Annotated in this window: 24 protein-coding genes; 18 read left to right on the top strand and 6 right to left on the bottom strand. The window is 38.3% G+C overall.

Features of this window, described 5'->3' with window-relative positions:
* From B3E92_RS08865 to B3E92_RS08835, 7 genes are all read left to right on the top strand, one after another.
* Complete coding sequence (locus B3E92_RS08865) at positions 1-675, top strand: hypothetical protein (protein ID WP_286896303.1); 675 nt, start codon at positions 1-3, stop codon at positions 673-675.
* 5 nt (positions 676-680) lie between these two features.
* On the top strand, positions 681-1283 hold the full coding sequence (locus B3E92_RS08860) for a DUF4199 domain-containing protein (protein WP_112376141.1): 603 nt from the start codon (positions 681-683) through the stop codon (positions 1281-1283).
* A 98-nt stretch (positions 1284-1381) separates the two neighbouring features.
* A complete protein-coding gene (locus B3E92_RS08855; protein WP_046674669.1) occupies positions 1382-2332 on the top strand; it encodes a glycosyltransferase family 2 protein in 951 nt (316 codons plus the stop codon).
* A 6-nt stretch (positions 2333-2338) separates the two neighbouring features.
* Positions 2339-3466, top strand: a complete 1128-nt coding sequence (locus B3E92_RS08850; protein ID WP_286896300.1) for a glycosyltransferase — start codon at positions 2339-2341, stop codon at positions 3464-3466.
* An 86-nt stretch (positions 3467-3552) separates the two neighbouring features.
* On the top strand, positions 3553-3825 hold the full coding sequence (locus B3E92_RS08845; RefSeq protein WP_070567695.1) for a hypothetical protein: 273 nt from the start codon (positions 3553-3555) through the stop codon (positions 3823-3825).
* Complete coding sequence (locus B3E92_RS08840) at positions 3822-4589, top strand: MBL fold metallo-hydrolase (RefSeq protein WP_070567693.1); 768 nt, start codon at positions 3822-3824, stop codon at positions 4587-4589. The genes B3E92_RS08845 and B3E92_RS08840 overlap by 4 nt, the downstream gene beginning before the upstream one ends.
* A gap of 78 nt (positions 4590-4667) precedes the next feature.
* The gene (locus B3E92_RS08835; RefSeq protein ID WP_104382583.1) at positions 4668-4823 is read left to right on the top strand and encodes a lmo0937 family membrane protein; all 156 of its coding nucleotides are present in this window, start codon (positions 4668-4670) and stop codon (positions 4821-4823) included.
* 4 nt (positions 4824-4827) lie between these two features.
* Here the strand turns inward: B3E92_RS08835 and B3E92_RS08830 are convergent, their stop codons facing one another.
* Positions 4828-5511 (bottom strand): 2-C-methyl-D-erythritol 4-phosphate cytidylyltransferase, encoded by a 684-nt coding sequence (locus tag B3E92_RS08830; protein ID WP_112376142.1) that lies wholly within the window; start codon positions 5509-5511, stop codon positions 4828-4830.
* A gap of 84 nt (positions 5512-5595) precedes the next feature.
* On the bottom strand, positions 5596-6645 hold the full coding sequence (gene queA, locus B3E92_RS08825) for a tRNA preQ1(34) S-adenosylmethionine ribosyltransferase-isomerase QueA (RefSeq protein ID WP_070567689.1): 1050 nt from the start codon (positions 6643-6645) through the stop codon (positions 5596-5598).
* A 185-nt stretch (positions 6646-6830) separates the two neighbouring features.
* On the opposite strand from queA, the gene B3E92_RS08820 reads away from it, so the two are divergent.
* Genes B3E92_RS08820 through B3E92_RS08810 form a run of 3 tightly spaced genes read left to right on the top strand, consistent with a single transcriptional unit; the run spans position 6831 to position 9635 of the window.
* Positions 6831-8075 carry an ABC transporter permease gene (locus B3E92_RS08820; RefSeq protein ID WP_175442026.1) on the top strand — a complete coding sequence of 415 codons (1245 nt, stop codon included), beginning with the start codon at positions 6831-6833 and terminating at the stop codon, positions 8073-8075.
* 7 nt (positions 8076-8082) lie between these two features.
* The gene (locus B3E92_RS08815; RefSeq protein ID WP_286896294.1) at positions 8083-8724 is read left to right on the top strand and encodes a DUF2306 domain-containing protein; all 642 of its coding nucleotides are present in this window, start codon (positions 8083-8085) and stop codon (positions 8722-8724) included.
* Positions 8721-9635 (top strand): YARHG domain-containing protein, encoded by a 915-nt coding sequence (locus tag B3E92_RS08810; RefSeq protein ID WP_286896291.1) that lies wholly within the window; start codon positions 8721-8723, stop codon positions 9633-9635. Before B3E92_RS08815 ends, B3E92_RS08810 begins: the two co-directional genes overlap by 4 nt.
* A 93-nt stretch (positions 9636-9728) precedes the next feature.
* Here B3E92_RS08810 and hisD read toward each other — a convergent pair whose 3' ends face one another.
* Positions 9729-11018 (bottom strand): histidinol dehydrogenase, encoded by a 1290-nt coding sequence (gene hisD, locus B3E92_RS08805; protein ID WP_112376145.1) that lies wholly within the window; start codon positions 11016-11018, stop codon positions 9729-9731.
* A gap of 22 nt (positions 11019-11040) precedes the next feature.
* Positions 11041-11892: an ATP phosphoribosyltransferase gene (gene hisG / locus B3E92_RS08800; protein ID WP_070567679.1), complete on the bottom strand. Its 852-nt coding sequence runs from the start codon at positions 11890-11892 to the stop codon at positions 11041-11043.
* 579 nt (positions 11893-12471) lie between these two features.
* Here hisG and B3E92_RS08795 point away from each other — a divergent pair.
* From B3E92_RS08795 to B3E92_RS08785, 3 genes are all read left to right on the top strand, one after another.
* Positions 12472-13062 carry a phosphatase PAP2 family protein gene (locus tag B3E92_RS08795; protein WP_286896284.1) on the top strand — a complete coding sequence of 197 codons (591 nt, stop codon included), beginning with the start codon at positions 12472-12474 and terminating at the stop codon, positions 13060-13062.
* Between the two features lie 18 nt (positions 13063-13080).
* Complete coding sequence (locus B3E92_RS08790; protein WP_070567675.1) at positions 13081-14157, top strand: Gfo/Idh/MocA family protein; 1077 nt, start codon at positions 13081-13083, stop codon at positions 14155-14157.
* A gap of 135 nt (positions 14158-14292) precedes the next feature.
* Positions 14293-15540 carry a hypothetical protein gene (locus B3E92_RS08785; protein WP_286896282.1) on the top strand — a complete coding sequence of 416 codons (1248 nt, stop codon included), beginning with the start codon at positions 14293-14295 and terminating at the stop codon, positions 15538-15540.
* Between the two features lie 93 nt (positions 15541-15633).
* Here the strand turns inward: B3E92_RS08785 and B3E92_RS08780 are convergent, their stop codons facing one another.
* A complete protein-coding gene (locus B3E92_RS08780; RefSeq protein ID WP_046674459.1) occupies positions 15634-16257 on the bottom strand; it encodes a 7-carboxy-7-deazaguanine synthase QueE in 624 nt (207 codons plus the stop codon).
* Positions 16258-16887: 630 nt separating this feature from the next.
* Here B3E92_RS08780 and thrS point away from each other — a divergent pair.
* The 5 genes from thrS to B3E92_RS08755 all read left to right on the top strand — a co-directional run bounded on the left by thrS (position 16888) and on the right by B3E92_RS08755 (position 20768).
* Positions 16888-18813 carry a threonine--tRNA ligase gene (gene thrS, locus B3E92_RS08775; protein ID WP_070565657.1) on the top strand — a complete coding sequence of 642 codons (1926 nt, stop codon included), beginning with the start codon at positions 16888-16890 and terminating at the stop codon, positions 18811-18813.
* An 11-nt stretch (positions 18814-18824) separates the two neighbouring features.
* The gene (gene infC / locus B3E92_RS08770) at positions 18825-19385 is read left to right on the top strand and encodes a translation initiation factor IF-3 (RefSeq protein ID WP_083295912.1); all 561 of its coding nucleotides are present in this window, start codon (positions 18825-18827) and stop codon (positions 19383-19385) included.
* 39 nt (positions 19386-19424) lie between these two features.
* Positions 19425-19625 carry a 50S ribosomal protein L35 gene (gene rpmI / locus B3E92_RS08765; protein ID WP_002993964.1) on the top strand — a complete coding sequence of 67 codons (201 nt, stop codon included), beginning with the start codon at positions 19425-19427 and terminating at the stop codon, positions 19623-19625.
* 98 nt (positions 19626-19723) lie between these two features.
* Positions 19724-20068, top strand: coding sequence for a 50S ribosomal protein L20 (rplT, locus tag B3E92_RS08760; protein ID WP_046674462.1), 345 nt, complete (start codon positions 19724-19726; stop codon positions 20066-20068).
* Positions 20069-20318: 250 nt separating this feature from the next.
* Complete coding sequence (locus B3E92_RS08755) at positions 20319-20768, top strand: DUF3060 domain-containing protein (RefSeq protein ID WP_286896280.1); 450 nt, start codon at positions 20319-20321, stop codon at positions 20766-20768.
* A 70-nt stretch (positions 20769-20838) separates the two neighbouring features.
* On the opposite strand, the gene B3E92_RS08750 is transcribed toward B3E92_RS08755, so the two are convergent.
* Entirely contained in the window at positions 20839-23580 is a 2742-nt protein-coding gene (locus tag B3E92_RS08750) for a DUF3857 domain-containing protein (RefSeq protein WP_286896277.1), read from the bottom strand.
* Between the last annotated feature and the right edge of the window lie 128 nt (positions 23581-23708).

Genomic DNA, 23708 nt, shown 5'->3' with positions numbered 1-23708 from the left:
ATGGAAGCAAATATTAAAGCAGCCGTTGAGGCAGGTATATTAAATTATGGCAAGGTTGATGGGATCTCGACTGCCCCGGAATTTCTTGAAAAGATTATTGCCGTATTCAATACGGAAGCAAATTATTTAGAGAAATTAGAACTGTTGGATCAATCTTTTGATGATTATCCACTTTTTGATGAGTTGCGTGAGGTTTATGTAGACCTTTTACTCATGAACTTTTTCTCCAATGATGTTTTAAAGCTTGAAGATGACTATTTGGATTCCGAGGAATGGGAGGCTATAGAAGATGAAACTATAGATAGGGGAACAGAATTGTTGAATATTTTTCTTTATTTAGGGGAATGCAAGGACGATGAGATTGAACCTGAATTGGATGATTTCTTAAAGGAATTTTTATTAGTTGATGAAGATGAATTTCAGGATGAGCATGAAATTTATGAAGATATCATTGCCAATCAAATTGTAGTAGATAGCCCGTATGCTGAAATTGCAAAAGTAGGAAAAGGATTGAATCCGAGAAGTGAAGTCTACGAACTTTTTTATCCTATTATGAGCTTCTTTAGTGAGTTGAAACCATCTGAAAAACAATTTGAAGAGTATGCAGAAGCGTCTTCCAATAAGGCATTTGATATTGCACTTTACCAAATAATTAGTACTTACTATAACAAATAATTTTTATGGCAGATTCAATCAACCAAAGTAATGTAGGATTTGATGCGGTAATTGACAAAAAGAAAAGTATTATCTACGGTGTTATCCTGGGAATAATTTCTTTCATTCTCGGATTAGTCGTCTTGTTTGTTGTCAAAGACTTAAATTCCTTTTGGGGGGTAATGTCGATGTCATTTATTGTTAATACTGGTCTTTTTGTTATTATTTCTGCGCTTTTCGCTTTCTCTCTTAGGAAAGCAAATGGCGGATACTGGAATTTTTCTATAGCATTAAAATCCATATTTATGATGCTTGCTATTTCCACTATTATTTCAACAATTGGGACACAGGCGTATGTTAATTTCATTAATCCAACTTTACAAGAAAAGGTGGTGACACATACAATTAATGTTACAATTGAGTATATGGAGAAGAACAATGTGCCGGATGAGGTTATCGATTCAAAAATCGCGGAACTTGAAAAGCAAGTTGATGCTATTGGAAAGATAACGTTAGGGCAGGTGCTCAAAGGGTTGGCCATCACGCTGATGTTTCAATTTGTTTTTGCATTACTATTATCAGCCTTGACAAAACGAGAAAAATTGGTGATCAAACAAGAGACCAATTAGTGTTTAATAAAATAAAATTGACCCTATAAGGTATTACTGAAAAAGTAATACCTTTGTTGGTATTATAATACTACATTTTTAGCATGATTAACATTCACATGGATATTTCTGTTGTTGTTCCTTTATTTAATGAAGAAGAATCCTTACCCGAATTGACAGCTTGGATCGACCGCGTTATGGCGGCCAATCATTTTTCCTATGAAATTATTTTAGTTGATGATGGGAGTAAAGATAATTCTTGGAAAGTTATCGAAGAGTTGAAGTTAAAGAACACGAATATTTCTGCGATAAAGTTCCGACGCAATTACGGAAAATCTGCGGCTTTAAATGTAGGCTTTGCTGCTGCACAGGGAGATGTGGTTATTACAATGGATGCAGATCTACAGGATAGTCCAGATGAGATTCCTGAACTGTATGATCGGATCGTGAATAAGGGAGCGGATTTAGTATCGGGTTGGAAGCAAAAACGCTATGACCCATTGACCAAAACAATCCCAACCAAATTATTCAATGGGGTGACAAGATCGATGTCTGGAATTTATAACCTGCATGATTTTAATTGTGGTCTTAAAGCTTATAAGAAAGATGTTGTCAAAAACATCGAAGTTTATGGCGAGATGCATCGTTACATCCCTGTTATTGCAAAATGGGCAGGATTTACCAATATACAGGAACAGGTAGTACAGCATTACCCACGTAAATATGGTACCACCAAATTTGGCCCGGGTCGTTTTGTGAAAGGTTTCTTAGATTTATTATCCATATTTTTTGTCGGGAAATTTTCGAAAAGACCGATGCACTTTTTTGGTGTTATGGGCGTGATTAGTTTTCTTGCAGGTTTATTTATCTCCATTTATTTAATTTGCCACAAATTGATGAGTATCGCCAGCGGCACACCATTTAGAGATATAACAGATCAACCTTTATTTTTCTTTGCGCTGACAGCGATTATTTTGGGAACACAATTATTTCTGACTGGTTTTTTGGCTGAGTTAGTGTCTAGAAGCAGCTCCGATCGGAATGATTATCAAATTGAGAAAGTCATTTAATTAATTATGCGAATTGTGATTTTAGGGTCCGCTTATCCGTTAAGGGGCGGTGGGATAGCATCTTTTAATGAACGATTGGCATTTCACTTTCAGGAAGCAGGGCATGAAGTGGACATCTATTCTTTCAGCTTACAGTATCCTAATTTCCTTTTTCCCGGAAAGTCTCAATATTCGGATGAGCCAGCACCAGCTGGCCTTCATATTAAGACCACGGTCAATTCCATTAATCCATTTAATTGGATTAAGGTAGGTAAAGAACTAAAAAAGGCAAATTATGATTTGCTTATTGTACGATTTTGGATGCCGTTTTTTGGACCTTGTTTGGGAACAATTCAACGACAAGTTCGAAAAAATAAACATACTAAGATTGTATGCATCGCTGATAATATCATTCCTCATGAACAACGGATAGGGGATAGCTTATTGATTCGTTATTTTTTAAAGTCTGTTGATGCTTGTCTCACCATGAGTAAAAGTGTGCTGGCAGATCTGAAAATGTTAAGCCCGAAAATGCCAGCGGTATATACGCCGCATCCACTCTATGATAACTATGGTGTACATCAGAGTAAAAAGGAAGCACGTCGATTACTTAAGATTGCCGAGGGGGATAAAGTCGTATTGTTTTTTGGTTTTATTCGTCAATACAAGGGTTTGGATATCCTCCTGGAGGCATTGGCTGATCCCAGAATACGTACCCTTGGGGTGAAATTGCTGCTCGCAGGAGAATTTTATGGTGACCCTGCTCCTTATTTGAACCTTATAAAAAAGTATAAACTGGAAGAGTTTATTTTTATGCATACTGATTTTATTCCTAATCAGGAGGTCGGAAGGTATTTTTCAGCGGCAGATTGTGTGGTCTTGCCCTATCGGAGTGCTACACAGAGTGGAATTACGCAGGTTGCTTATCATTTTGATTTACCGATGATTGTCAGTAACGTTGGGGGATTGCCTGAATTAGTTCAGCATGAGTATGTTGGTTATGTCGTGGAACCTGATGCCCGTCAAATGGCCGACGGTATTTTTTCATTTTACCACTACAATAAAGAAGAGCAATTTAGAACAAATATTATTGACGAGAAAAAGAAATATAGCTGGGATACTTTTGGCAATGAACTCCTTAAGTTGGTCGATTGATTGACATTCGTGATTTTATTTGTATATAAAATCAAATTTATCTAAGTTTGGGAGACTGAGGTAGAAATTTAAAAGGAGGAGAGATTTTGTTACCGTTTACACAAAGCAGTTTAACGAAAATAGAGGAGTTTTTCAAAGAGCAGGGGTATAAAGTGAGGTACGAGAAAGGTTCCTTTCGTACCGGTGCCTGTATGTTGCAGACGACAAAAGTGGTCGTAGTCAATAAGTTTTCGAATCTTGAAATAAAAATCCAGTCACTGTGGAATATATTACTGGATATTGATATTGATTCGGAGGTTATTTCTGAAAAATTTCTTCCACTATATGAAGATGTGTTGAAATCAAAAATTGTAGCTTGAGAATAACATTTTTAGGAACCGGAACATCACAAGGGGTGCCAGTAATAGCATGCCAATGTCAGGTCTGTCAATCTGAAGACAAACGTGATAAGAGATTACGTTCTTCTATTCTTATTGAATACAATCAGCATACATTGGTTGTCGATACCGGTCCTGATTTTAGATACCAGATGCTGCGCGAGAAAGTTATGCATTTGGACGCCGTATTAATGACGCACTCACATAAAGATCATATTGCGGGACTGGACGATGTTAGAGCGTTTAATTATCAGCAGCATAGTTCTATTTCAATTTATGGCACCGAAGCACTTCATGAAGCACTAAAGCGTGAATTTTATTATGCATTTACGGAAATTAAATACCCAGGAGCGCCTAGACTGGATTTGGAAGAGATAAAGGCTGGTGTGCCATTGTCTTTATTCGGAAAGGAAATTATGCCTATCGAGGTCCTGCATTATAAAATGCCTGTGTTGGGCTTTAGAATTGGAGATTTCGCCTATATTACTGATGCGAAGTTCATTTCTGACGAATCAAGAAAATTATTGGAAGGAGTAAAGATTCTTGTCGTAAATGCTTTACAGAAGGAATCTCATATTTCACATTTAACGTTGGAAGAGGCGATTGAATTTGCCGATGATATTCATGCCGACAAAACCTATTTTACACATATTGGGCATCGAATGGGATTGCATGAAGTTGTTTCAGGAGAATTGCCCGAAAATATGTTTCTAGCCTATGACAGATTACAGTTGGATATAACCTAATCTATTTAATATAAAACTATAGTCCTTTTTTCGTTGTTATACCTATAAAAAATAAATTAGGTATTAAATTATAAGGAAATGGGAAATTTACTGTACATCATCGCCGTTATTTTAGTTATCATTTGGGCGATAAGCTTTTTTGGAGGTTATGCGGCTGGAAATAATATCATCCACATTCTTTTGGTGATTGCAATTATCGTTGTATTACTACGTGTTATTCGTGGCAATGCTTAACCATTTAAATTAGTTTTAAATAAAGTTGGGCAATTTGTAAGTCTTGGGGATAGGTGATTTTTATATTCTTAGAATCACCTTCAACAATATAAATACTTTTGCCCGTTTTTTCGACCACTGAAGCATCATCTGTAAAAAGTGGATCTTCATCTTGTTGGTAGGATTTTAACAACAATGTTCCGAGGAAGACTTGTGGAGTTTGTATCAGCCAAATCTGATTTCTATCTGTGGCGGTATTTGTGGATATATTTCCTAAACGCACCGATTCAACACTCTTTTGTGCCAATACAATTGCTTGGTGTTCGTAAGCTCCCTGAAAAGCCTTTCTAATTAAATCGTCCGAAATAATCGGACGAGCTCCATCGTGTACGGCGATGTAATCTTTAGGACCAATGTCGAAGTTTTGTTTAATGTAGTCTATACCGTTCTTTACGCTTTCGAAACGAGTTTTTCCGCCAAATGCAATATGTATTGGTCTGTCAAACTGATACTTTACACATAACTGGTTCCAATAGCTTTCCATTGCTTCACTGATTACCAAGATAACTTCTGAAATGGTGTTGGATTGATAGAAGCGATCAATAGTATGCATCACGATCGGCAGCCCATCCAAGTTAAGAAACTGCTTTGGAAGATCGCTTTTCATCCTGTTTCCGATTCCTGCAGCAACGATTATGGCAAAATTCATGGTATTATTGAAGGGTTTTTATTTAAAAAAAACGTGGATAGTTATGAAGCCATCCACGTTTTCTGTTTTTGTTATATCAAATCATTAGATAATTAACATGGCATCACCATAGCTATAGAATCTGTATTTTTCTTTTACTGCAACTTCGTATGCATTCATGACGTTTTCGTAACCAGCGAAAGCAGCAATCATCACCAAAAGTGTAGATTCTGGCGTGTGGAAGTTTGTAATCATCGAGTTTGCAATACTGAAATCGTAAGGAGGGTAGATGAACTTACTGGTCCAGTCAGAAGCCGCTTTTAAGTGATGGTCTGCAGAAACAGAAGATTCTATTGCACGCATAGAAGTCGTTCCTACAGCACACACACGACGTTTGTTATCGATAGCTTTATTAACAACGCGCGCAGCCTCATCAGTGATGATAAACTGTTCGGAATCCATCTTATGTTTGGTTAAATCTTCGACTTCAACGGTACGGAAAGTTCCAAGCCCAACGTGAAGAGTAACTTCTGCAAAATCAACGCCTTTTAGTTCCAAGCGTTTCATTAACTCTCTGGAGAAGTGAAGTCCCGCTGTAGGTGCAGCGACAGCCCCTTCATTTTTTGCATAGATTGTTTGATAACGGAATTTATCTTCCGGTGTAGCTTTACGCTTGATATATTTAGGAAGCGGAGTTTCACCTAAGATTTCGATATTACGGCGGAACTCTTCATCGGTACCGTCAAATAAAAATCTAATTGTACGACCACGAGAAGTTGTATTGTCAACCACTTCGGCAACCAATAAATCATCATCACCGAAATATAATTTGTTGCCTACACGGATTTTACGCGCAGGGTCTACCAATACATCCCAAAGACGAAGTTCATTGTTCAATTCACGCAACAAGAAAACTTCAATCGTCGCTCCAGTTTTTTCTTTATTACCGTAAAGGCGCGCTGGAAAAACTTTAGTATTGTTTAAGATCATGACATCCTTGTCATCGAAATAATCCAATACATCTTTGAAAATTTTGTGTTCAATTTTACCAGTATCTCTATGTAGGACCATCAAGCGTGATTCGTCACGATTTTCAGAAGGTTCAGAAGCAAGTAATGATTCTGGTAAGTTGAATTTAAATTGAGATAACTTCATCTTTAATAATAGTATATATTAATATCTGCCTTTCAGTGCATTACAGTGCACCAAATACCAGGCTGCCAAAAGCATACAAAGTTATAACTTTTTCGGGTATGGAAGAGCCATATTTCTAATTAATGTATATATTTTTGGGGATTTTGACATTAAATCAAAACTATATTGTATTTTAGAATACAATTATGCTATTTTTTAGATTGATATTGGAGAGTTGTCAGTTTGCTTTTTCGGCATTGAAAGACAATCGTACTCGCACCTTACTTTCGCTGCTGGGTGTGACCATCGGTATTTTTACGATTATTGGTGTATTTTCTGCAGTAGATACCCTACGGAATAATATAGAGGAATCAGTCAAGAAGATTGGCAGCAAAACACTGTATATCGAAAAATGGCCCTGGGATGGCGGCCCAAATTTCCCTTGGTGGAAATACTTGAATAGACCCGAACCCACATACAATAATTACCTGGATTTAAAAAGCCGGATGACGACGGCTGAGTATATGGCGTATATGATCAATATCGGCAATACGACTATTAAATATAAAAATAATTCGGCCCAAGGCTCATCGGTTAATGCTGCGACTTACGAAAATCTTTACATTCAAAATTTGAATATTATAGATGGTCGTTACTTTGCTGAAAGTGAGTCGAGGGGTGGAGCTCTTGTAACTGTGTTGGGCGCAAATATTGCAGAGGGGCTTTTTCCTAATGAGGAACCAGTTGGCAAATATATCAATATGTTAGGCCGAAAAATTCAGGTTATTGGTGTATTAAAGAAAGAAGGAAATGGTGTATTGATTAATACCTCTCCGGATGATACAGCCTTTATTCCGTTTGAGCTGGCTCGGAATTTGGTCAACTATGATAATTTCTCACCGAGTATAGCGATGGTTATTAAATCGAACTACACGCTTGGCGAGGCTGAGAGCGAAGCGAAAACACTTATGCGGTCGATTCGTCGTATATCACCACAACGGGAGGAGAATTTTTCCATTAACCAGACAACAATGATCACAGGTGCATTGGATCAGCTTTTTGGTATCATTAATCTGGCGGGTTTTTCAATTGGTATTTTTTCAATTTTAGTCGGCGGTTTTGGCATTGCCAATATTATGTTCGTAAGTGTCAAAGAACGTACACATATCATCGGAATTCAGAAAGCGCTAGGAGCTAAAAATTTCTTTATTCTTTCACAATTTTTAGTAGAGTCTATTGTACTTTGTTTGTTGGGTGGAGGGATTGGTCTCGTTGTCGTCTATTTTTTGGCTTTTGTGGTACAAGCTGCGACTGGCGTTGCTATTGTGGTCAGTTTGAAAATGGTAATGCTTACTGTTTCACTTTCTACTTTTATTGGGTTAATATCGGGCATTGTTCCAGCTTTAATGGCTTCTCGACTGGATCCGGTAGAAGCGATTCGGAGTAAATAAAAAAGGTATGTTTAAAAGGGCTCAATTTTCGATATTACATGGATTTTGGCTTTTAATCTTTGCTTACAGCTGCCTGTTGATGGCTGAAATTACTTTTCGCTATCGCGGCTTCTCTCTCGATGCTAATTTCTTGATGATTAAGCAGACCGAAATAGAATCACTTTGGTGGTATCGCTACGTGTTTTATATCCATGTTTGCACGGCTATCTTTGCCTTGCCTGCCGGCTTTACGCAGTTTAATACTTATCTATTGAATAAATATCCGCGAGTCCATCGAAGTATCGGGTATTTATATGTATTCGCCATTTTGGTTTTTGCCGCTCCTTCAGGTTTGCTTATTGGATCCGTGGCGAATGGCGGGTTAACCGCTATTATTGCCTTTGAATTATTGGGGCTTGGATGGTGCTATTTTACATGGCGGGCAGTTCGTTTGGCGAGTCAGCGAAAATTTGATAAACACCGTGATTTTATGATCCGTAGTTTTGCATTAACCTGCTCGGCATTGACCCTACGTTTTTGGAAGGTTGCTTTAGTATACTTCTTTCAGCCCAATCCCATGGATGTTTATCAAATTATTGCATGGCTGGGATGGATACCTAATTTGTTGCTGGCGGAATTTATTATTTATCAAAAAAATCATAAATTATGAAGAAAAACCTTTGTTTACTGTTATTGCTTGGAGCAGTCCTTGGTTGTAAGGATGGGAAAAGTAAAAAGAATGAAACTGCCGAAATAAAAGATACTGTTGCCGTCGAGCGTGAGGCCCATCAGGAACTTTACGGTAATTGGGTTGGCGACTTTGTCGTTGATGAAAGTACACTTGGAGAAGATGAGGGTTTGCCAACAACGGATTACGCTCCGAAGATAAATCTGACGATAAAGAAAATTACCGATAAAGGAGGTGTTTATGGACAGAATGTTGTAAAGGGGAATCTGCGCTCTTTTGTGGGGAAGTTGGAAGAAAACGGTGCTGATATTCGCTTATTATTGGATGAACCTGGAGACAGAAAATCCGACGGGCGTTTTGAAATTAAGCTTAATCATGACACGCTAATTGGTAACTGGTCTGCGTATGACCAGGGTGTAAAGATCAAAAAGCGAAACTTTAAATTGTTGAAAAAACAATTTGCCTATAATCCAAATCTGATGCTTAAAAATCAGGATGGAGAGGAGGGGACGTTGGTTGACTGGATTAATGAAAAAAGAAAAGAGGAAACTGACGTGGATGGTGACTCAACGTATACATACATTATACAATATTATAGATCTGCATCTCCCGCAGTCTTTACTGTAAATGCGTCTAAGCAAAAGTTGACAGAGAAAGATCTGAAAAACCTCAAGAAATTAGATTTGGAAATTATTCGGAATACCATTTTCGCCCGACATGGCTATGCGTTTACTAAACCCAGCATTCGCCAATTTTTTGAGCCTGTAGATTGGTATGTACCTATTTCAAAAGATGTGAGTGCAGACTTAAGTCAACTGGAAAAAGATAATATAGCCTTGCTGACTAGGTTTGAAAGATATGCAACAGATAATTATGACACCTTTGGAAGATAATCCAGTTGGCATTACGAGACAATATTTATGCGATCAATCACACAAAAAAGGCTTTACATTGTAAAGCCTTTTTTGTGTTTTCAATAGGGATTTTTATCCTTTCTTCCGAATGGAAATCGCATTTTTATGCGCCTGTAGTCCCTCGAGTTCAGCGAGTATTTCAACCACTGATCCGATTTGTTGAAGTCCGGTTTCGTTTATATGTTGAAAGGTAACTTTTTTAACAAAAGAATCTACCGATACGCCTGAATAGGAGCGTGCATAACCTGATGTCGGTAGTGTGTGATTTGTACCTGAGGCATAATCTCCTGCGCTTTCAGGTGTTAAGTGTCCTAAAAAAACAGAACCAGCATTGCTGATATAGCGTGTTAAGGATTCCCATTGGTCCGTCTCCAAAATAAGGTGTTCTGGTGCATAATCGTTTGAAAACTGTATGGCCTCCTGAAGCGTCTCAACAGTTACTGCATAGGAATTTTCAATCGCTTTTGAAGCGAGTTCCTTGCGTGGCAAAACCGCTAACTGGGCTACAAGGGCTGTGTTGACTGCATCAACTAGCGCATTGGATGTTGCAACCAGGACTGCTTGACTGTCGGCTCCATGTTCAGCCTGTGCCAAAAGATCTGCTGCCACAAATGCTGGGCTTGCCGATTCATCCGCGACGACCAGCACTTCGGATGGTCCTGCAGGCATATCAATACTGACATTTGCTAGCCCCTGTATGATGGATTTTGCTTTTGTGACAAATTGATTGCCCGGGCCAAAGATCTTATCCACTTTTGGTATGGTCTCCGTTCCAAAACCCATCGCTGCAACAGCCTGAGCACCTCCAACTAAGTATATTCTGTTTATCTTAAGTAATTTTAAACAAAAAGCGACAAAGCCATTGATTTTTCCATTGGATTGAGGTGGAGAACAAACGACGATCTCTTTGCATCCAGCTATCCTTGCCGGGACACCAAGCATTAAAAGCGTGCTTGGTAAAACTGCTGACCCGCCAGGGATGTAAAGTCCAACTTTTTCAATCGGACGGACTTCTCGCCAGCATTTTACACCGGGCATTGTTTCAACCGTACGCTCTCTTTTTAGCTGTGTACTATGGAATTTATGGATATTTTGAAAAGCGATTTCAAGTGCTCTCTGTTGATCACGGCCTATGGTAGACGCCAAAGCGTCGATATCTTCCTCGTCTAAATATAATCTGTCAAGTTCAACTTTATCAAATTTGGCGGCATATTCGCGCAGAACCACATCACCTTGTTGACGTACTTGTTGAATAATCTCCTGAACAACATCCTGAATTGCATTGTTGGGGTCCATATTTCGGGCAACTAATTGTTGTATTTCCTCTTTCCCTAGGGTCTTGTAATCATATTTTTTTAACATAGTCGTACCTCGCGTGTCAAGTTTAAAGGATGATTTTTTCAATTGGCATTACAACGATACCTTGGGCACCTTCAGCTTTTAACTTATTGATCTTATCCCAAAAGTCATCTTCCGTGATAACAGTGTGTACAGCAACCCAACCTTCTTCTGCCAGTGGAACAACCGTAGGACTCTTAACACCGTGTAATAAAGAAGTAATAGCCGGCAAATTTTTCTTTTCGACATTCAATACCACATATTTAGTTTCTTTTGCTAAAAGAACAGATTCGATACGTTGCACTAATTCCGCCAAAACTTCATTGCCTTCCAATCCCTTTCTTCCGACCAATATGGCTTCTGAATTTTTAACATCAGCAAAAGGCTTCAAACCATTACTTTTTAGTGTTCCACCGGTCGATACGATATCACAGATCGCATCACTAAGGCCCAAACCGGGAGAAATTTCAACTGAGCCAGATATCAAACGGATATCTGCATTGATCTTATACTCGTCTAGAAAATTCTTTAGGATATTTGGATAAGAGGTTGCGATTGCTTTGCCGTTAAGGTCTTTAACGTCTTGGATGGTGCTATCTTTGGGAATAGCCAGTTTCAACGTACATTTTCCAAAACCAAGCCTCTTGATGTATTCTACTTTGGATTCGGTCTCATCAATGATGTTTTCACCGACGATGCCCAGGTCGGCTATACCTTGTTCCACATATCCCGGAATATCATCATCTCTCAGAAATAATATTTCGAGTGGGAAATTCCCAACCGTGGTGATTAAAGAACTTTTGTAGTTCTCGAAGTCTAAACCACAATTTTTCAGTAATTGAACAGATTTTTCGTTTAACCTACCCGATTTTTGGATAGCAATTTTAAGATTTTTCAACGCTTTATAAATGTTAGCAGTAAATTATTAATAATAAGAAATCAAACAAGAGGGAAGGTATTCTACGTAAGAACACATTAAATTAACATATCGCCACAATGGCGATGATGAAAATGAAAATGATGTACGCAAGTATAGACCATGTTTGTATTAATAACTGCAAGCAAATGTATAGTAAATTAATGGGAAATGCAAGACTATCATTTTAAAATTCTTATCCTAATGGACTTGTTGTTGAAATGAATTCAATTTTCTTGAAAAAATTGTAAAAACTAGGTCATTGATTGGGGAATACACTATAATTTAGACAAAAGACAATGCTGATTTCCTATCCTATAGTAAGCTGTTTGAATTACTCCAATAGTGAGCTGTGAAATTTTGTCCAATCGAAATGTTTCTTGATAGGGTGACAACTCTCATAAATTTCCTTATTTTTAAGGATTGGGGAGTGACTTATTAAGTTAATAGCGGATAAAAGTGACAATAGTGGGGGGAGAAGTTGTTGTTTAATAAATTGGAGTAGTGTGTTTAGTGGTACCTAATTCAAGGGAATGGTAAATTAGATCAATTATTTGTTAGATGAAAAGATTAGCTTTTATTTTTATTTGTTGCGTTAACTGTCTTTATGGCCCTGTTCTAGGACAAGAAAGTCCAGCGTCTACGTTAGATATCCGGATATTGGAGTCCATAGCTGAGACTCGGACAGCGCCACAAACACAAACATTTAAAGTGCTTTCTGATATCAATAACTATGTTCAGATAGCTGTTCCTGTTGGTTTACTGGTGGCAGGTGCGGTCAACGATGATAAGGCAATGCGTCAGAATGCCCTGTATGTCGCCAGTAGTACGGCTGTAACAGCGCTAGTGAATGTTGGTTTAAAACATATCTTTAAACGAAGTAGACCATTTAAAAAATATCCTAATTTCATATCGGTTCGTACAGCCGGTGGGTATTCCTTTCCCTCTGGTCATACGTCATCTGCTTTTGCTACGGCTTCTGCTTTGTCTCGAGCCTACTCGAAGTGGTACGTCGTTGCGCCATCCCTTTTATGGGCGAGTAGCGTGGGATATTCAAGGATTTATTTGGGCGTACATTTTCCCTCCGATGTATTAGCAGGAGCTGTACTAGGAACGGGAGCGGCCTTTGCTTTGGATGGATTAAAGAAATAATATAGCAATAGAAAAAAAATGATACAAGAGGTTATTAAAATATTGGTTGTTGGATGTGGAAATATGGGCGCATCTCATGCGAAGGCATATCACGATTTAGATGGCTTTCAAATTGTGGGTCTAGTAGCTCGCGGGGAGAGCAAAAGTAAACTGAATGAGCAATTGGGAGGTAACTATAAACTGTTTGAATCTTATGAGGATGCACTTCAGGAAACGAAACCGGATGCCGTTTGTATTGCGACCTATCCTGATACACATAAAGCGTATGCTATAAAAGCCTTTCAGGCTGGCGCTCATGTTTTTATTGAAAAGCCTTTAGCTGAAGACGTGATTTCGGCGCAGGAAGTCGTCGATGCAGCGCTGCAATACGATAAAAAATTGGTTGTTGGATATATTTTGAGGTATCATCCCTCCTGGATCAAATTTATTGAAATATCCAAAACAATGGGAAAGCCACTTGTTATGCGTATGAACCTGAATCAGCAGAGCCATGGGTATATGTGGGATGTGCATAAAAATCTGATGTCTAGTTTAAGTCCCATTGTTGACTGCGGAGTTCATTATATTGATGTCATGTGTCAAATGGTGGGGGCGAAGCCATTGTATGTATCTGCAATAGGTGCACGGTTAACCGATGAGATTCCTGCCTGGAACTACAACTACGGACAATTGCAGCTGCATTTTGAAGATGGGTCCGTAGGATGGTATGAAGCCGGATGGGGACCAATGGTCAGTCAAAACGCTTTCTTTGTAAAGGACGTTTTTGGACCTAAGGGCGCCGTTTCCATTATCGCAAACAAAGCAAGCGATGAAGGTAAATCGGATTCGGTAGCATCCCATACACAAACAGAAAGCCTTCGCGTACATTACGCCGATTTAGATTCGGCAAACGAATTTACGAAGGTCGATGAGTGGGTCAACTTATCTGATGAGCCTGATCATCAAGAATTATGTAATCGGGAGCAATTATTCTTTCTGCAGGCGATTGTAGATAATTTGGACCTTTCTGATTCGATGGAAGATGCTGTTAATAGTCTACGGATTGCTTTGGCATGTGACGAAGCGGTGAAAACAAAACAGATGATAAAATTGTAGTTCATTTTGCTTAGCGATCACGTTTTTACATTTTATGGAAATATGAAGAGAAAAAAGTAAATAAATAAAAAAATAGCGTAAAAGATAGGCTTTTTGGTCTGTCTTTTGTTATTTAGCTACATATTTATCACTCTTATGAATAATTTACTCAACGTTGCACTATTATTTGGATTATCAATTTCGACAACCTATGCACAAGATAAGCAATGGCAGATGGAGTTGGTGTTTAAAGGTGAAGTTTCCCCTGAAAAATTTGAAAATGAAGTTCCCGAATTTGCAAAAGAGTTTTATGAGCCATTTTTGAAAGGAAAAATGGCTTATCGGAATGTGGAGATTTTAGCTGATGCCGATTATTCTTCCACTGTAGTGAATCAAAAAGCACATGCTATTTTAAATCGAAAATTAGCAAAAACATATTCGTATTCGGTCGGCGATGATATTGTTACTGCCGAAGCATACAATCCAGCCTATAAGATTGTCAGTGCGAAGTTAGGGGAGTCGGAAGGTCCCTATGTGCATCTGCAAGATATGGGCGAGATCGAATCGATAGCGGGAATTACCTGTAAGAAAGCAAAGTTATTTATAAAAAACAATGCCGATTCTGCAGTAGCAACGGTATGGTATTCGGAAGCGATGCCTACTTATTATTTGACGGCATTTTCATTTATCAATGATTTGCCTGGAGGTGTGCTCAAATTGTCTTTGGGTGAGAACAATGATCTTGGTTTTGAAACAACGAAAGTCACCAATGTATCTTCTGCGGCAGATTTCGAGCTTCCCAAAAATGCAAAGGTGATTGATATCTCGGGGGGAGGTAATACGAGTGAGGGGGAAGATGTGAGTTTATTTGAAGATACTTTCCCATTGGATAAGTCACTTAAATGGACCATGGTCAAGGATAAAGATACCAATGATGAATATTATGGTATAAAAAACATGGCGGGAGAAGATGTGCTGCCATGCTCTCTTTTCTCTTTAGCGTATTTTAATGAGCAGACTGCTATTGTTTCAGATAAGGATAATTATTTTTGGTTGTTGGATAAGAAGGGGGGGAAGGTAAATAAGGAAGGGTTTGACTGGCTTACGCCAGCAAATCAAAAACTTGCTATTTTTCAGAAGGATGGTAATTTTGGATTGGTTACACAGGAAGGGAAAGTTCTGCTTGACAAGAAGGAAAATATCAGTAAATTTTTAGACAATTATTTGATGTTCTCTGAAAATGGTAAAGTTGGATTGTTGGATGAAAATGGAAAGATTTTATTAAAGGCGACCTTATTATTTCTAGATGCTGATAATGCTGGAAATGTGCTGGTCCGGGAGAAGGAAGGTGAAGAAACGAAGACGCTAGACCTGGACACTTTTTTAAAAACCTATGTGAAGTGATTTAAATGACATGCATTAATATAGATTGATAAAAAAAGGCTTTCGATACTGTCGAAAGCCTTTTTTGTGTCTATTTAATCGTGCATTTCACTATTAAGGAATGTTTAAAAACTTATGTGTTTGTAGTGAAATATCCCATTTAGGGTTTTCTTTTACGTAATCAATAATAGAAGGCGTCATTTCTTTAGATTTCGACCATTCAGGTTGAAGGTATAATCTGCAGTTTGGCCCTACAAGTTGTGCATATTCTTCTCCCCAAGCGAAATCGCTTTTATTGAAAACGATAACTTTAAGTTCACCAGCAGCTTCTAACACATCTTTGCGTGGTGCTTTGAATTTTTTTGGAGATAAACATATCCAGTCCCATTCACCACTCAGAGGATATGCACCAGAGGTTTCAATAAACGTTTTAATCCCTGCCTCATGAAGCCCTTTTGTTAGGTAATCCAAATTATAAATAAGCGGTTCGCCACCCGTAATGACAACAGTTTTTGCCGGATATTTCTTTGCATTTTCGATAATCGAATCTGCGGCTGTAAGGGGGTGGATAGATGCATCCCAGCTTTCCTTTACATCGCACCAATGGCAGCCAACATCGCAACCACCCAATCGTATGAAATAAGCAGCAGTCCCGGTATGGTAGCCTTCTCCCTGAATCGTGTAAAATTCTTCCATTAGGGGTAATAGTGTTCCGTCTTCTGGTACTTGATTTGACATAGTTAAAATTTCAGTCTGCAAAGGTAGCAAATATTAATGAGATGCTCAATTTGTCCTGTTGCTTTTAAGTAGCTGCCCTGTCATTTTTTTATATATAGTACCTGGTAATAATCTGCTTTTATCCCTTTGTTTTTTGGTTCATGTTTAAACAAAGCACATAGTTTACCCCTACCATGCTATCAGGTCTATACTATGTTTTCTATTAACAGTGAAACAACACTCTTTTTGTAGAGGTATAACAGGGGGTTAATAGGGGTTTATCCCTATTAACCCCCTGTTATTACCCTGTTAATATATAACCTGATTTTCATTAATTGTTGGGATGTACCTCGGTACCATAGAGCGACATTGCTGGTCAATAAGATCAGATTATCAATCCGTTTTAAACTGCAATGATGAGGGGGGAGTGTGTAATGCAAATGAAATCGGCGTGTTTGAAGAGTGGAGAGGTGGGGAGCCTGTAAATGCACTGTAAAATGCGTTGAATAGCGCAAAAAACCTGTTATTTTATCAGAATTTTTACTAAATTTGTGTCACAATTTATTTATTGAAAACGTAAGTGTAATAACATAATTGTACATGTTGTTTTATGTTTTCTATTTTTTAACAATTTAAAGATCATAGTTGTAAATGATTAAAATTACACTACCGGATGGTTCCGTAAGAGAGTATCAAAAAGGAATCACTGCTGCAGAGATTGCGTTATCCATCTCAGAGGGGCTTGCAAGAAACGTTCTTGCTGCCGAAGTAAATGGCGAAGTGTGGGATTCTGCCCGTGCTATTGAAAATGATGCTACTGTTAAGTTATTAACCTGGAATGATACCAAAGGTAAATCCACTTTTTGGCATTCTTCAGCCCACTTACTGGCTGAGGCTTTGGAGGCATTGTATCCGGGGATTAAATTTGGTATTGGTCCCGCGATTGAAACCGGATTTTACTACGATGTTGATTTTGGTGATCGTGAATTCTCGTCTGATGACTTTAAAGCCATCGAAGACAAGATGTTGGAGCTGGCTAAACGGAAAGAAACATTTGAACGTAAAGCTGTTTCGAAATCGGATGCATTGGCTTACTTTACTGAAAAAGGAGATGAGTATAAGCTAGATTTAATCAAAGACTTGGAAGATGGAAAGATTACTTTCTACACGCAAGGGGAATTTACAGATTTATGTCGTGGCCCTCATATTCCAAATACTGGGTTTATCAAAGCGATTAAATTGACTAATGTTGCCGGTGCTTACTGGAGGGGTGATGAGTCTCGCAAACAGTTGACACGTATTTATGGTGTTACGTTCCCTAAGGCATCGGAGCTTACAGAGTATTTGAAATTTATAGAAGAGGCGAAAAAACGCGATCACCGTAAACTTGGGAAAGAGTTGGAACTTTTTGCTTTTTCTGAAAAAGTTGGTGCAGGTTTGCCACTTTGGTTGCCTAAAGGAGCTGCATTACGTCAAAAGCTGATAGACTTTTTGCAGAAAGCACAGTTAAACTCTGGGTATGAGCCTGTTGTTACGCCGCATATCGGGCATAAGCAGTTATATGTGACTTCTGGACACTATGAGAAATATGGCGCGGATTCATTTCAACCAATAAAGACTCCGATCGAAGGAGAAGAGTTTTTGTTAAAACCAATGAACTGTCCGCATCATTGTGAAATTTATAAAGTAAAACCACGCTCGTATAAGGACTTACCGGTTCGCTTTGCTGAGTTTGGTACTGTATATCGTTACGAGCAATCTGGTGAGCTTCACGGTTTGACAAGGGTTCGTGGGTTTACGCAAGATGATGCACATTTGTTTTGCCGTCCTGATCAGGTTAAAGATGAATTCAAAAAGGTAATAGACTTGGTTCTTTATGTATTTGGAGCGTTAGGCTTTAATGATTATACAGCACAAGTGTCATTACGTGATCCTGAAAACCGTACAAAATATATTGGTACTGACGAAAATTGGGCTTTGGCTGAGTCTGCGATTATTGAGGCTGCTGAAGAGAAAGGTTTACCGACAGTCGTGGAATATGGAGAGGCGGCTTTCTATGGTCCTAAGTTAGACTTTATGGTGAAGGATGCTTTAGGACGGAAGTGGCAATTGGGTACAATACAGGTCGATTATAATTTACCTGAGCGTTTTGAATTGGAATATACTGGAAGTGATAATATGAAACATCGTCCAGTAATGATTCACCGTGCACCTTTTGGATCTTTGGAGCGTTTTGTAGCTGTACTGATCGAACATTGTGCGGGGCAATTCCCGTTATGGCTTGCACCTGAGCAATTTATCGTCTTGCCAGTGTCAGAAAAATACGAAGAATATGCGCAAAATGTTTTGAATTCGCTAAATAATTCCGATATTCGCGGACTGATAGACTTACGTGACGAGAAAGTGGGCAGAAAAATCAGAGACGCCGAAGTGAAAAAGCTTCCTTATATGTTGATTGTAGGGGAAAAAGAGGTGGAAAATGGCACAGTTTCTGTACGTAAACATGGCTCAGTGGAATTGGGAACAATGACTGCTGAGGCATTTAGAGATATATTAATTAAGGAAATAACCGTTTAATTTTTAAACATTTGGCATTAAAAAGACCCGGTGGTCCAAGACCACCAATGAGAAAGAAAGAACCAGATCACCGCATTAATGAGTTAATCAAGGTACCGGAGGTGCGCTTGGTAGGAGATAATGTGGAACAAGGAGTTTACCCTACGCGCAAAGCGTTAGAGTTGGCTGATGAGTTGGAACTTGATTTAGTGGAGATTTCGCCAAATGCTGTACCGCCGGTTTGTAAGATTATCGACTACAGTAAGTTTGTTTACGAACAGAAGAAGAAACAAAAGGAAATCAAAGCTAATGCAAAACAGACTGTTATTAAAGAAATCCGTTTCGGACCTAACTCTGGTGAGCATGATTTTGAGTTCAAATTGAAACATGCTATTAAGTTTCTAGAAAGTGGAGAGAAAGTTCGTGCTTATGTACACTTCAAAGGTCGTGCTATTGTACACAAGGATCAAGGTGAGATCTTGTTGTTACGCTTTGCTCAGGCTTTAGAGGATTACGGTAAGGTAGAGCTTTTACCGAAATTAGAAGGTAAACGCATGTTTTTAACAGTAGCTCCAAAGGCTCCTAAAAAATAATAAGAATTCTAACAGATTGATATAAAATTTATAAGTATTATGCCAAAAGTTAAAACCAATTCCAGCGCAAAGAAACGTTTCAAATTGACTGGAACAGGTAAAATTGCAAGAAAAAACGCTTTCAAAAGCCACATCTTGACAAAAAAGAGCACAAAACGTAAACGTAACTTAACACAAACAAGTTATGTATCTGATGGCGATATGGGCAACGTAAAACGTATGCTTGCTATCGGTAAATAAGTTTTATTCGATTTTATTAATAATAATTTTTTAACCGGGTACAAGGTTGTAAGTTCATTGAAATACATGACACCTTCTACCAAACTAATTTTAAAAATATGCCACGTTCGGTTAACGCAGTAGCTTCTAGAAGAAGACGCAAAAAAATCCTAGGCCTTGCAAAAGGTTACTTTGGATCACGTAGCAAAGTTTATACTATTGCTAAAAATACAGTAGAAAAAGGTTTACAATACGCTTACCGCGATCGTAAAACCAAAAAACGCGAGTTTAGAGCTTTATGGATTCAACGTATCAACGCTGGAGCTCGTCAACACGGAATTTCTTATTCCCAATTGATCGGTAAATTAAACGCTAAGAATATTGGTTTGAACCGTAAGGTTTTAGCTGACTTAGCTTTAAATAACCCAGAAGCTTTTAAAGCAGTTGTAGACGCAGTAAAATAGAGTTTTTAATCCGCTGTCAATTTGTTAGAGATATTAAAGGAGCCTGTTAGGCTCCTTTTTTTGTTGTAACGGATGCTGTATCTTTTTTGGGACGTTATGTTTCAAGTAAACCCAATACATGCTGTATTTCATTTTATTTCTTATTCCACAATTATACTTTTGAGGCATTGACGTAGTATATTACAGCTCATATCCCTTTTAAATCTGAAATTAGGTTTGATTTTTGTTGAACTGTAGAAAATAGAGCATTATGAAACTAAGAACAATTACATTTGGATTTTCGCTTCTTTTAATCGGAAGCTTGGTTATAGCGGCCAAAGAGCCATTTTCCAAGGCTCTAACGAACGATGTGGTTAATCAACAGGGAAAAGTTATCTCGATTGAAGGGGTAAACAATAACCGTACATTAGAGGCCAAAGGAGGAGAGATCGTACAAATAGAAGAAGCTGACAATAAAGTTGTGATTCGTGGCAATGTGAGCAAATTGATTATTGAGGGGAAGGGGAATACAGTAACAGGCAATGACATCGCAACGGTAACGATAGAGGGAGCAGACAATATGGTCAATATTGGCTCAGTAGAGTCCGTTCAGATTGAGGGAGTCAAAAACCATGTCCATTATAAGTCTACGAAGAACAAATCTGGTCAGGTAAAAGTGTCTACTGAAGGCGCGGATAATATGGTGATGAAGATGAAATAATGTAAATCATATTTTCATAAAAAATGGTTTCGTATATTATTTACGAAACCATTTTTACGCGAGGTGGCAACTATGGTTTATCTGGATGATCCTCGGGATGACTGCTATTGGCTCTATCACCCTGGGATTGAAATTCCGCCTCAGCTTCGTTTTCTCTTTGTTTTGTAATTGAATAAGGCTTTAGAAAATCTTGATCAAAAGGATGAACTGTCGCAGCCTTCTGAATAATCTCATCGTTCTGATACGTCCGAATACAGGTGCCTTTTACACGTTCCGATTTATAGACGTAAGTTCCCCAAATACAGAAGAAAAAAATTGATTTTATAGTATCTTTATAATGTGTGAACAAGTCTTCTGTTTTATCAAAATAACTTTTGAACATAAGATGGGATACAATTCCATCAATAGTACAGAATACGGCCATAAATAGTGCAACCATAAAGAAGGTCTGAGCGAAAATATCGCGTTTCTTGACCAGCAAGATGCAGCTATAAATCAAACCCGCTAGTACCAATATATTACCGATTATTTCTAATAATAGTAAAGTTCTGTATAAAAAGGGGGAAACACCTTCCAGCTGATCTGCCGCCTGCCAAGTATTTAAATTAAAGAAGGACTGCTGGAAGAAAAATATACCGGATAGGGTCACTATATTTATAAATAGTACAATAAGCAGCACGATCATCCATCCGCCGATCTGATCGTGATAGATCTCGTCATAGGGTTTGATGATAAAAGCTCTGGTTTTATTATACTTTTTAACAATATACCAGATGATGGCTGGCACCAGAAGAACGAATAGGATTAATGAAAACCAATTAATTTCATTGACTGAAGAAGGGGTTCCTAAGCGAGGTATCCCATCTGTTACATATCCGTCATTGTCAAGATAAAAGCCATTATAAAAGATATCATCACGATCTGCAAAATCTGTATAATACTGTTTCAGGTCTTTTTGTTCGACAAAGGGTTCGTGGAAACTTAACGTGTATGCGAGCTTAATACTATCTTGATTTACTTCCAGTGTTTTACCGAAGACATACGCAGTCCTGTCAAAATAACTATTGTCCCTGTAATTACCAAATTCCTTTTTGCCTTTGTTGACAATATACATTTCGTAGGTTAGATCTGTTGGAAAAGAAAGGCTTAGGGGAGCAATACGATCCTCCATAATCTCTGGAAGCTTTTCATTGATATTTGTTCCCAACAAAGGAATATATTTTTTTGTAGATCCGCTTTCCTTCTTTCCAATGTTCTTTATTTTATACTTTTCGATGACCTCCACAATATTGTTCTCCATATCATCTTTGTATTGTATATGACCAGTTTTATTGATCTTGGGGTAGATCTTTGTATAATACTCTAAGTATTGCTTCTGTATGTCATTTTTGGCGCTACTTTGAAAATAACTGCGCATATCGTCCGCCTCATTTCCAACATAAGTTGTGTGGACATCCAGGGTAGCCTCAAATTTGCCTTCCAGTGTCAAGGTTTCCTTGACTTTAATATTGCCGGTAACATGCTGCGGTACGTCTGTAAGCTTTCCACTACCCATGGTGGAGAGTACTTTCCCATAAGCTGGGAAATACCTGTTTTTGATATCTCCACCCTGCTGAGTTATGGTGGGGTCAATATATTGGGAACGTCCACCAATATTAACTTCAATAACCATATGGTTGAAAGCATAGGGCGAGGGGAGCTCTTCCTGCAGGCCTCTATTCTTATAGGTATTGGCTAATACGAGTCCTACATCAATATTCTTGTTTTTGAGCATTGTAGCCAGCAGCATTGATTTATCCTTGCAATCGCCGTAGCGCTGGGAAAATACTTTTTCTGGAACATTTGCCCGGTGCGAATATTCTCCCATCTCAATACCCATATAACGTATCTCATTTTGTACAAAGTCGCAGGCTTTTTTCAGGTATGTATAGGGCTGTCCTTTGGACTCTTTCCAAAGTTGGTTGACGAAGGTTTGCAGTGTACTTGTCGTTGCTATTTGCGGGATGGGATTAATTTTACGGTTCCATTGATCAACTTCCTGCCAGGTATTAAATTCCGTGCATTGGATATATTTTAAAGGGTTGTACCATGACGGGCTATAATCTTCGTATTGAACCGTTTTGTCCGCCGTCAGCTCCCAGAAGAAATTTGTTGTATTTCCTGTTGACTGTTGCTGCACCTCAGGAGCGCCATTGAAACTCTTAAACTGAAGTTTGCGACCATTGGGTACAATATAGTTGAGATGGACCAGACCTGTAGGTTCATATCCCTGTAAGTAGTAGCTGTCGAAAAATTTCTGTTCAAATACTGGGTTTACACCTATTATTGAATAAGCAAATACAATCTTGTCGTCTTTACGTAAATCCTCCAAAACATAATGGGCCATTTGACTTCCGTTGTAGATAGATCTCGAAAGCTCTGTTTCGGAGGCAAGGAGCTTAAATTTTGCTTGCGGTAGTAGATTAATATCCTTGCCGTTGCGAATAACCTTTAGCTCATGTAGTTGAAGTTTTTGAAAATGCGGGTCAAAGGTTACCTGAATTTGCCCCAGATTTTCGATTCCAGTCTGATCAAATAGAACTTTTATGTCCTTATAATATTTTGTTTGGGTAGCCAAGTTTATTTGATGTTCGATTAGCTCATAGTAATATCCATCACTAATATCATCCAAATTTGGCTTTATGGCCTTTTTTGTAGTGGGCCGGAGCCAAGTTGGCGATGCCGTCTTTTGGATAGTTGTTTGGCTAAAAGACCAGGAAAATGCAGCTAGTACGAGTACAAAGGCAAATAGAAGATGGCTAAATCTTTTCATTAATTCATAATTTAGCCTAAGATAAGTAAAAATTGGAAGCAACGGTAGGCGAATTTAAGGAGTATTGGAAATTCGGCTTTAGTTGAGTCTAGGTTATCTAGCAACTAAAAGAAGCTGTCTCAAATTTA

It is taken from the genome of Sphingobacterium sp. UBA6317 (assembly GCF_002440385.1).
Taxonomy (GTDB): Bacteria; Bacteroidota; Bacteroidia; order Sphingobacteriales; family Sphingobacteriaceae; genus Sphingobacterium; species Sphingobacterium multivorum.
This window is presented reverse-complemented; position numbering and strand designations above follow the sequence as displayed.

Coding starts and splice junctions, on each gene's coding strand:
- B3E92_RS08865 (WP_286896303.1), top strand. CDS start 1: ATGGAAGCAAATATTAAAGCAGCCGTTGAGGCAGGTATATTAAATTAT.
- B3E92_RS08860 (WP_112376141.1), top strand. CDS start 681: ATGGCAGATTCAATCAACCAAAGTAATGTAGGATTTGATGCGGTAATT.
- B3E92_RS08855 (WP_046674669.1), top strand. CDS start 1,382: ATGGATATTTCTGTTGTTGTTCCTTTATTTAATGAAGAAGAATCCTTA.
- B3E92_RS08850 (WP_286896300.1), top strand. CDS start 2,339: ATGCGAATTGTGATTTTAGGGTCCGCTTATCCGTTAAGGGGCGGTGGG.
- B3E92_RS08835 (WP_104382583.1), top strand. CDS start 4,668: ATGGGAAATTTACTGTACATCATCGCCGTTATTTTAGTTATCATTTGG.
- B3E92_RS08830 (WP_112376142.1), bottom strand. CDS start 5,511: ATGAATTTTGCCATAATCGTTGCTGCAGGAATCGGAAACAGGATGAAA.
- queA (WP_070567689.1), bottom strand. CDS start 6,645: ATGAAGTTATCTCAATTTAAATTCAACTTACCAGAATCATTACTTGCT.
- B3E92_RS08820 (WP_175442026.1), top strand. CDS start 6,831: ATGCTATTTTTTAGATTGATATTGGAGAGTTGTCAGTTTGCTTTTTCG.
- B3E92_RS08815 (WP_286896294.1), top strand. CDS start 8,083: ATGTTTAAAAGGGCTCAATTTTCGATATTACATGGATTTTGGCTTTTA.
- B3E92_RS08810 (WP_286896291.1), top strand. CDS start 8,721: ATGAAGAAAAACCTTTGTTTACTGTTATTGCTTGGAGCAGTCCTTGGT.
- hisD (WP_112376145.1), bottom strand. CDS start 11,018: ATGTTAAAAAAATATGATTACAAGACCCTAGGGAAAGAGGAAATACAA.
- B3E92_RS08795 (WP_286896284.1), top strand. CDS start 12,472: ATGAAAAGATTAGCTTTTATTTTTATTTGTTGCGTTAACTGTCTTTAT.
- B3E92_RS08790 (WP_070567675.1), top strand. CDS start 13,081: ATGATACAAGAGGTTATTAAAATATTGGTTGTTGGATGTGGAAATATG.
- B3E92_RS08785 (WP_286896282.1), top strand. CDS start 14,293: ATGAATAATTTACTCAACGTTGCACTATTATTTGGATTATCAATTTCG.
- B3E92_RS08780 (WP_046674459.1), bottom strand. CDS start 16,257: ATGTCAAATCAAGTACCAGAAGACGGAACACTATTACCCCTAATGGAA.
- thrS (WP_070565657.1), top strand. CDS start 16,888: ATGATTAAAATTACACTACCGGATGGTTCCGTAAGAGAGTATCAAAAA.
- rpmI (WP_002993964.1), top strand. CDS start 19,425: ATGCCAAAAGTTAAAACCAATTCCAGCGCAAAGAAACGTTTCAAATTG.
- rplT (WP_046674462.1), top strand. CDS start 19,724: ATGCCACGTTCGGTTAACGCAGTAGCTTCTAGAAGAAGACGCAAAAAA.
- B3E92_RS08755 (WP_286896280.1), top strand. CDS start 20,319: ATGAAACTAAGAACAATTACATTTGGATTTTCGCTTCTTTTAATCGGA.
- B3E92_RS08750 (WP_286896277.1), bottom strand. CDS start 23,580: ATGAAAAGATTTAGCCATCTTCTATTTGCCTTTGTACTCGTACTAGCT.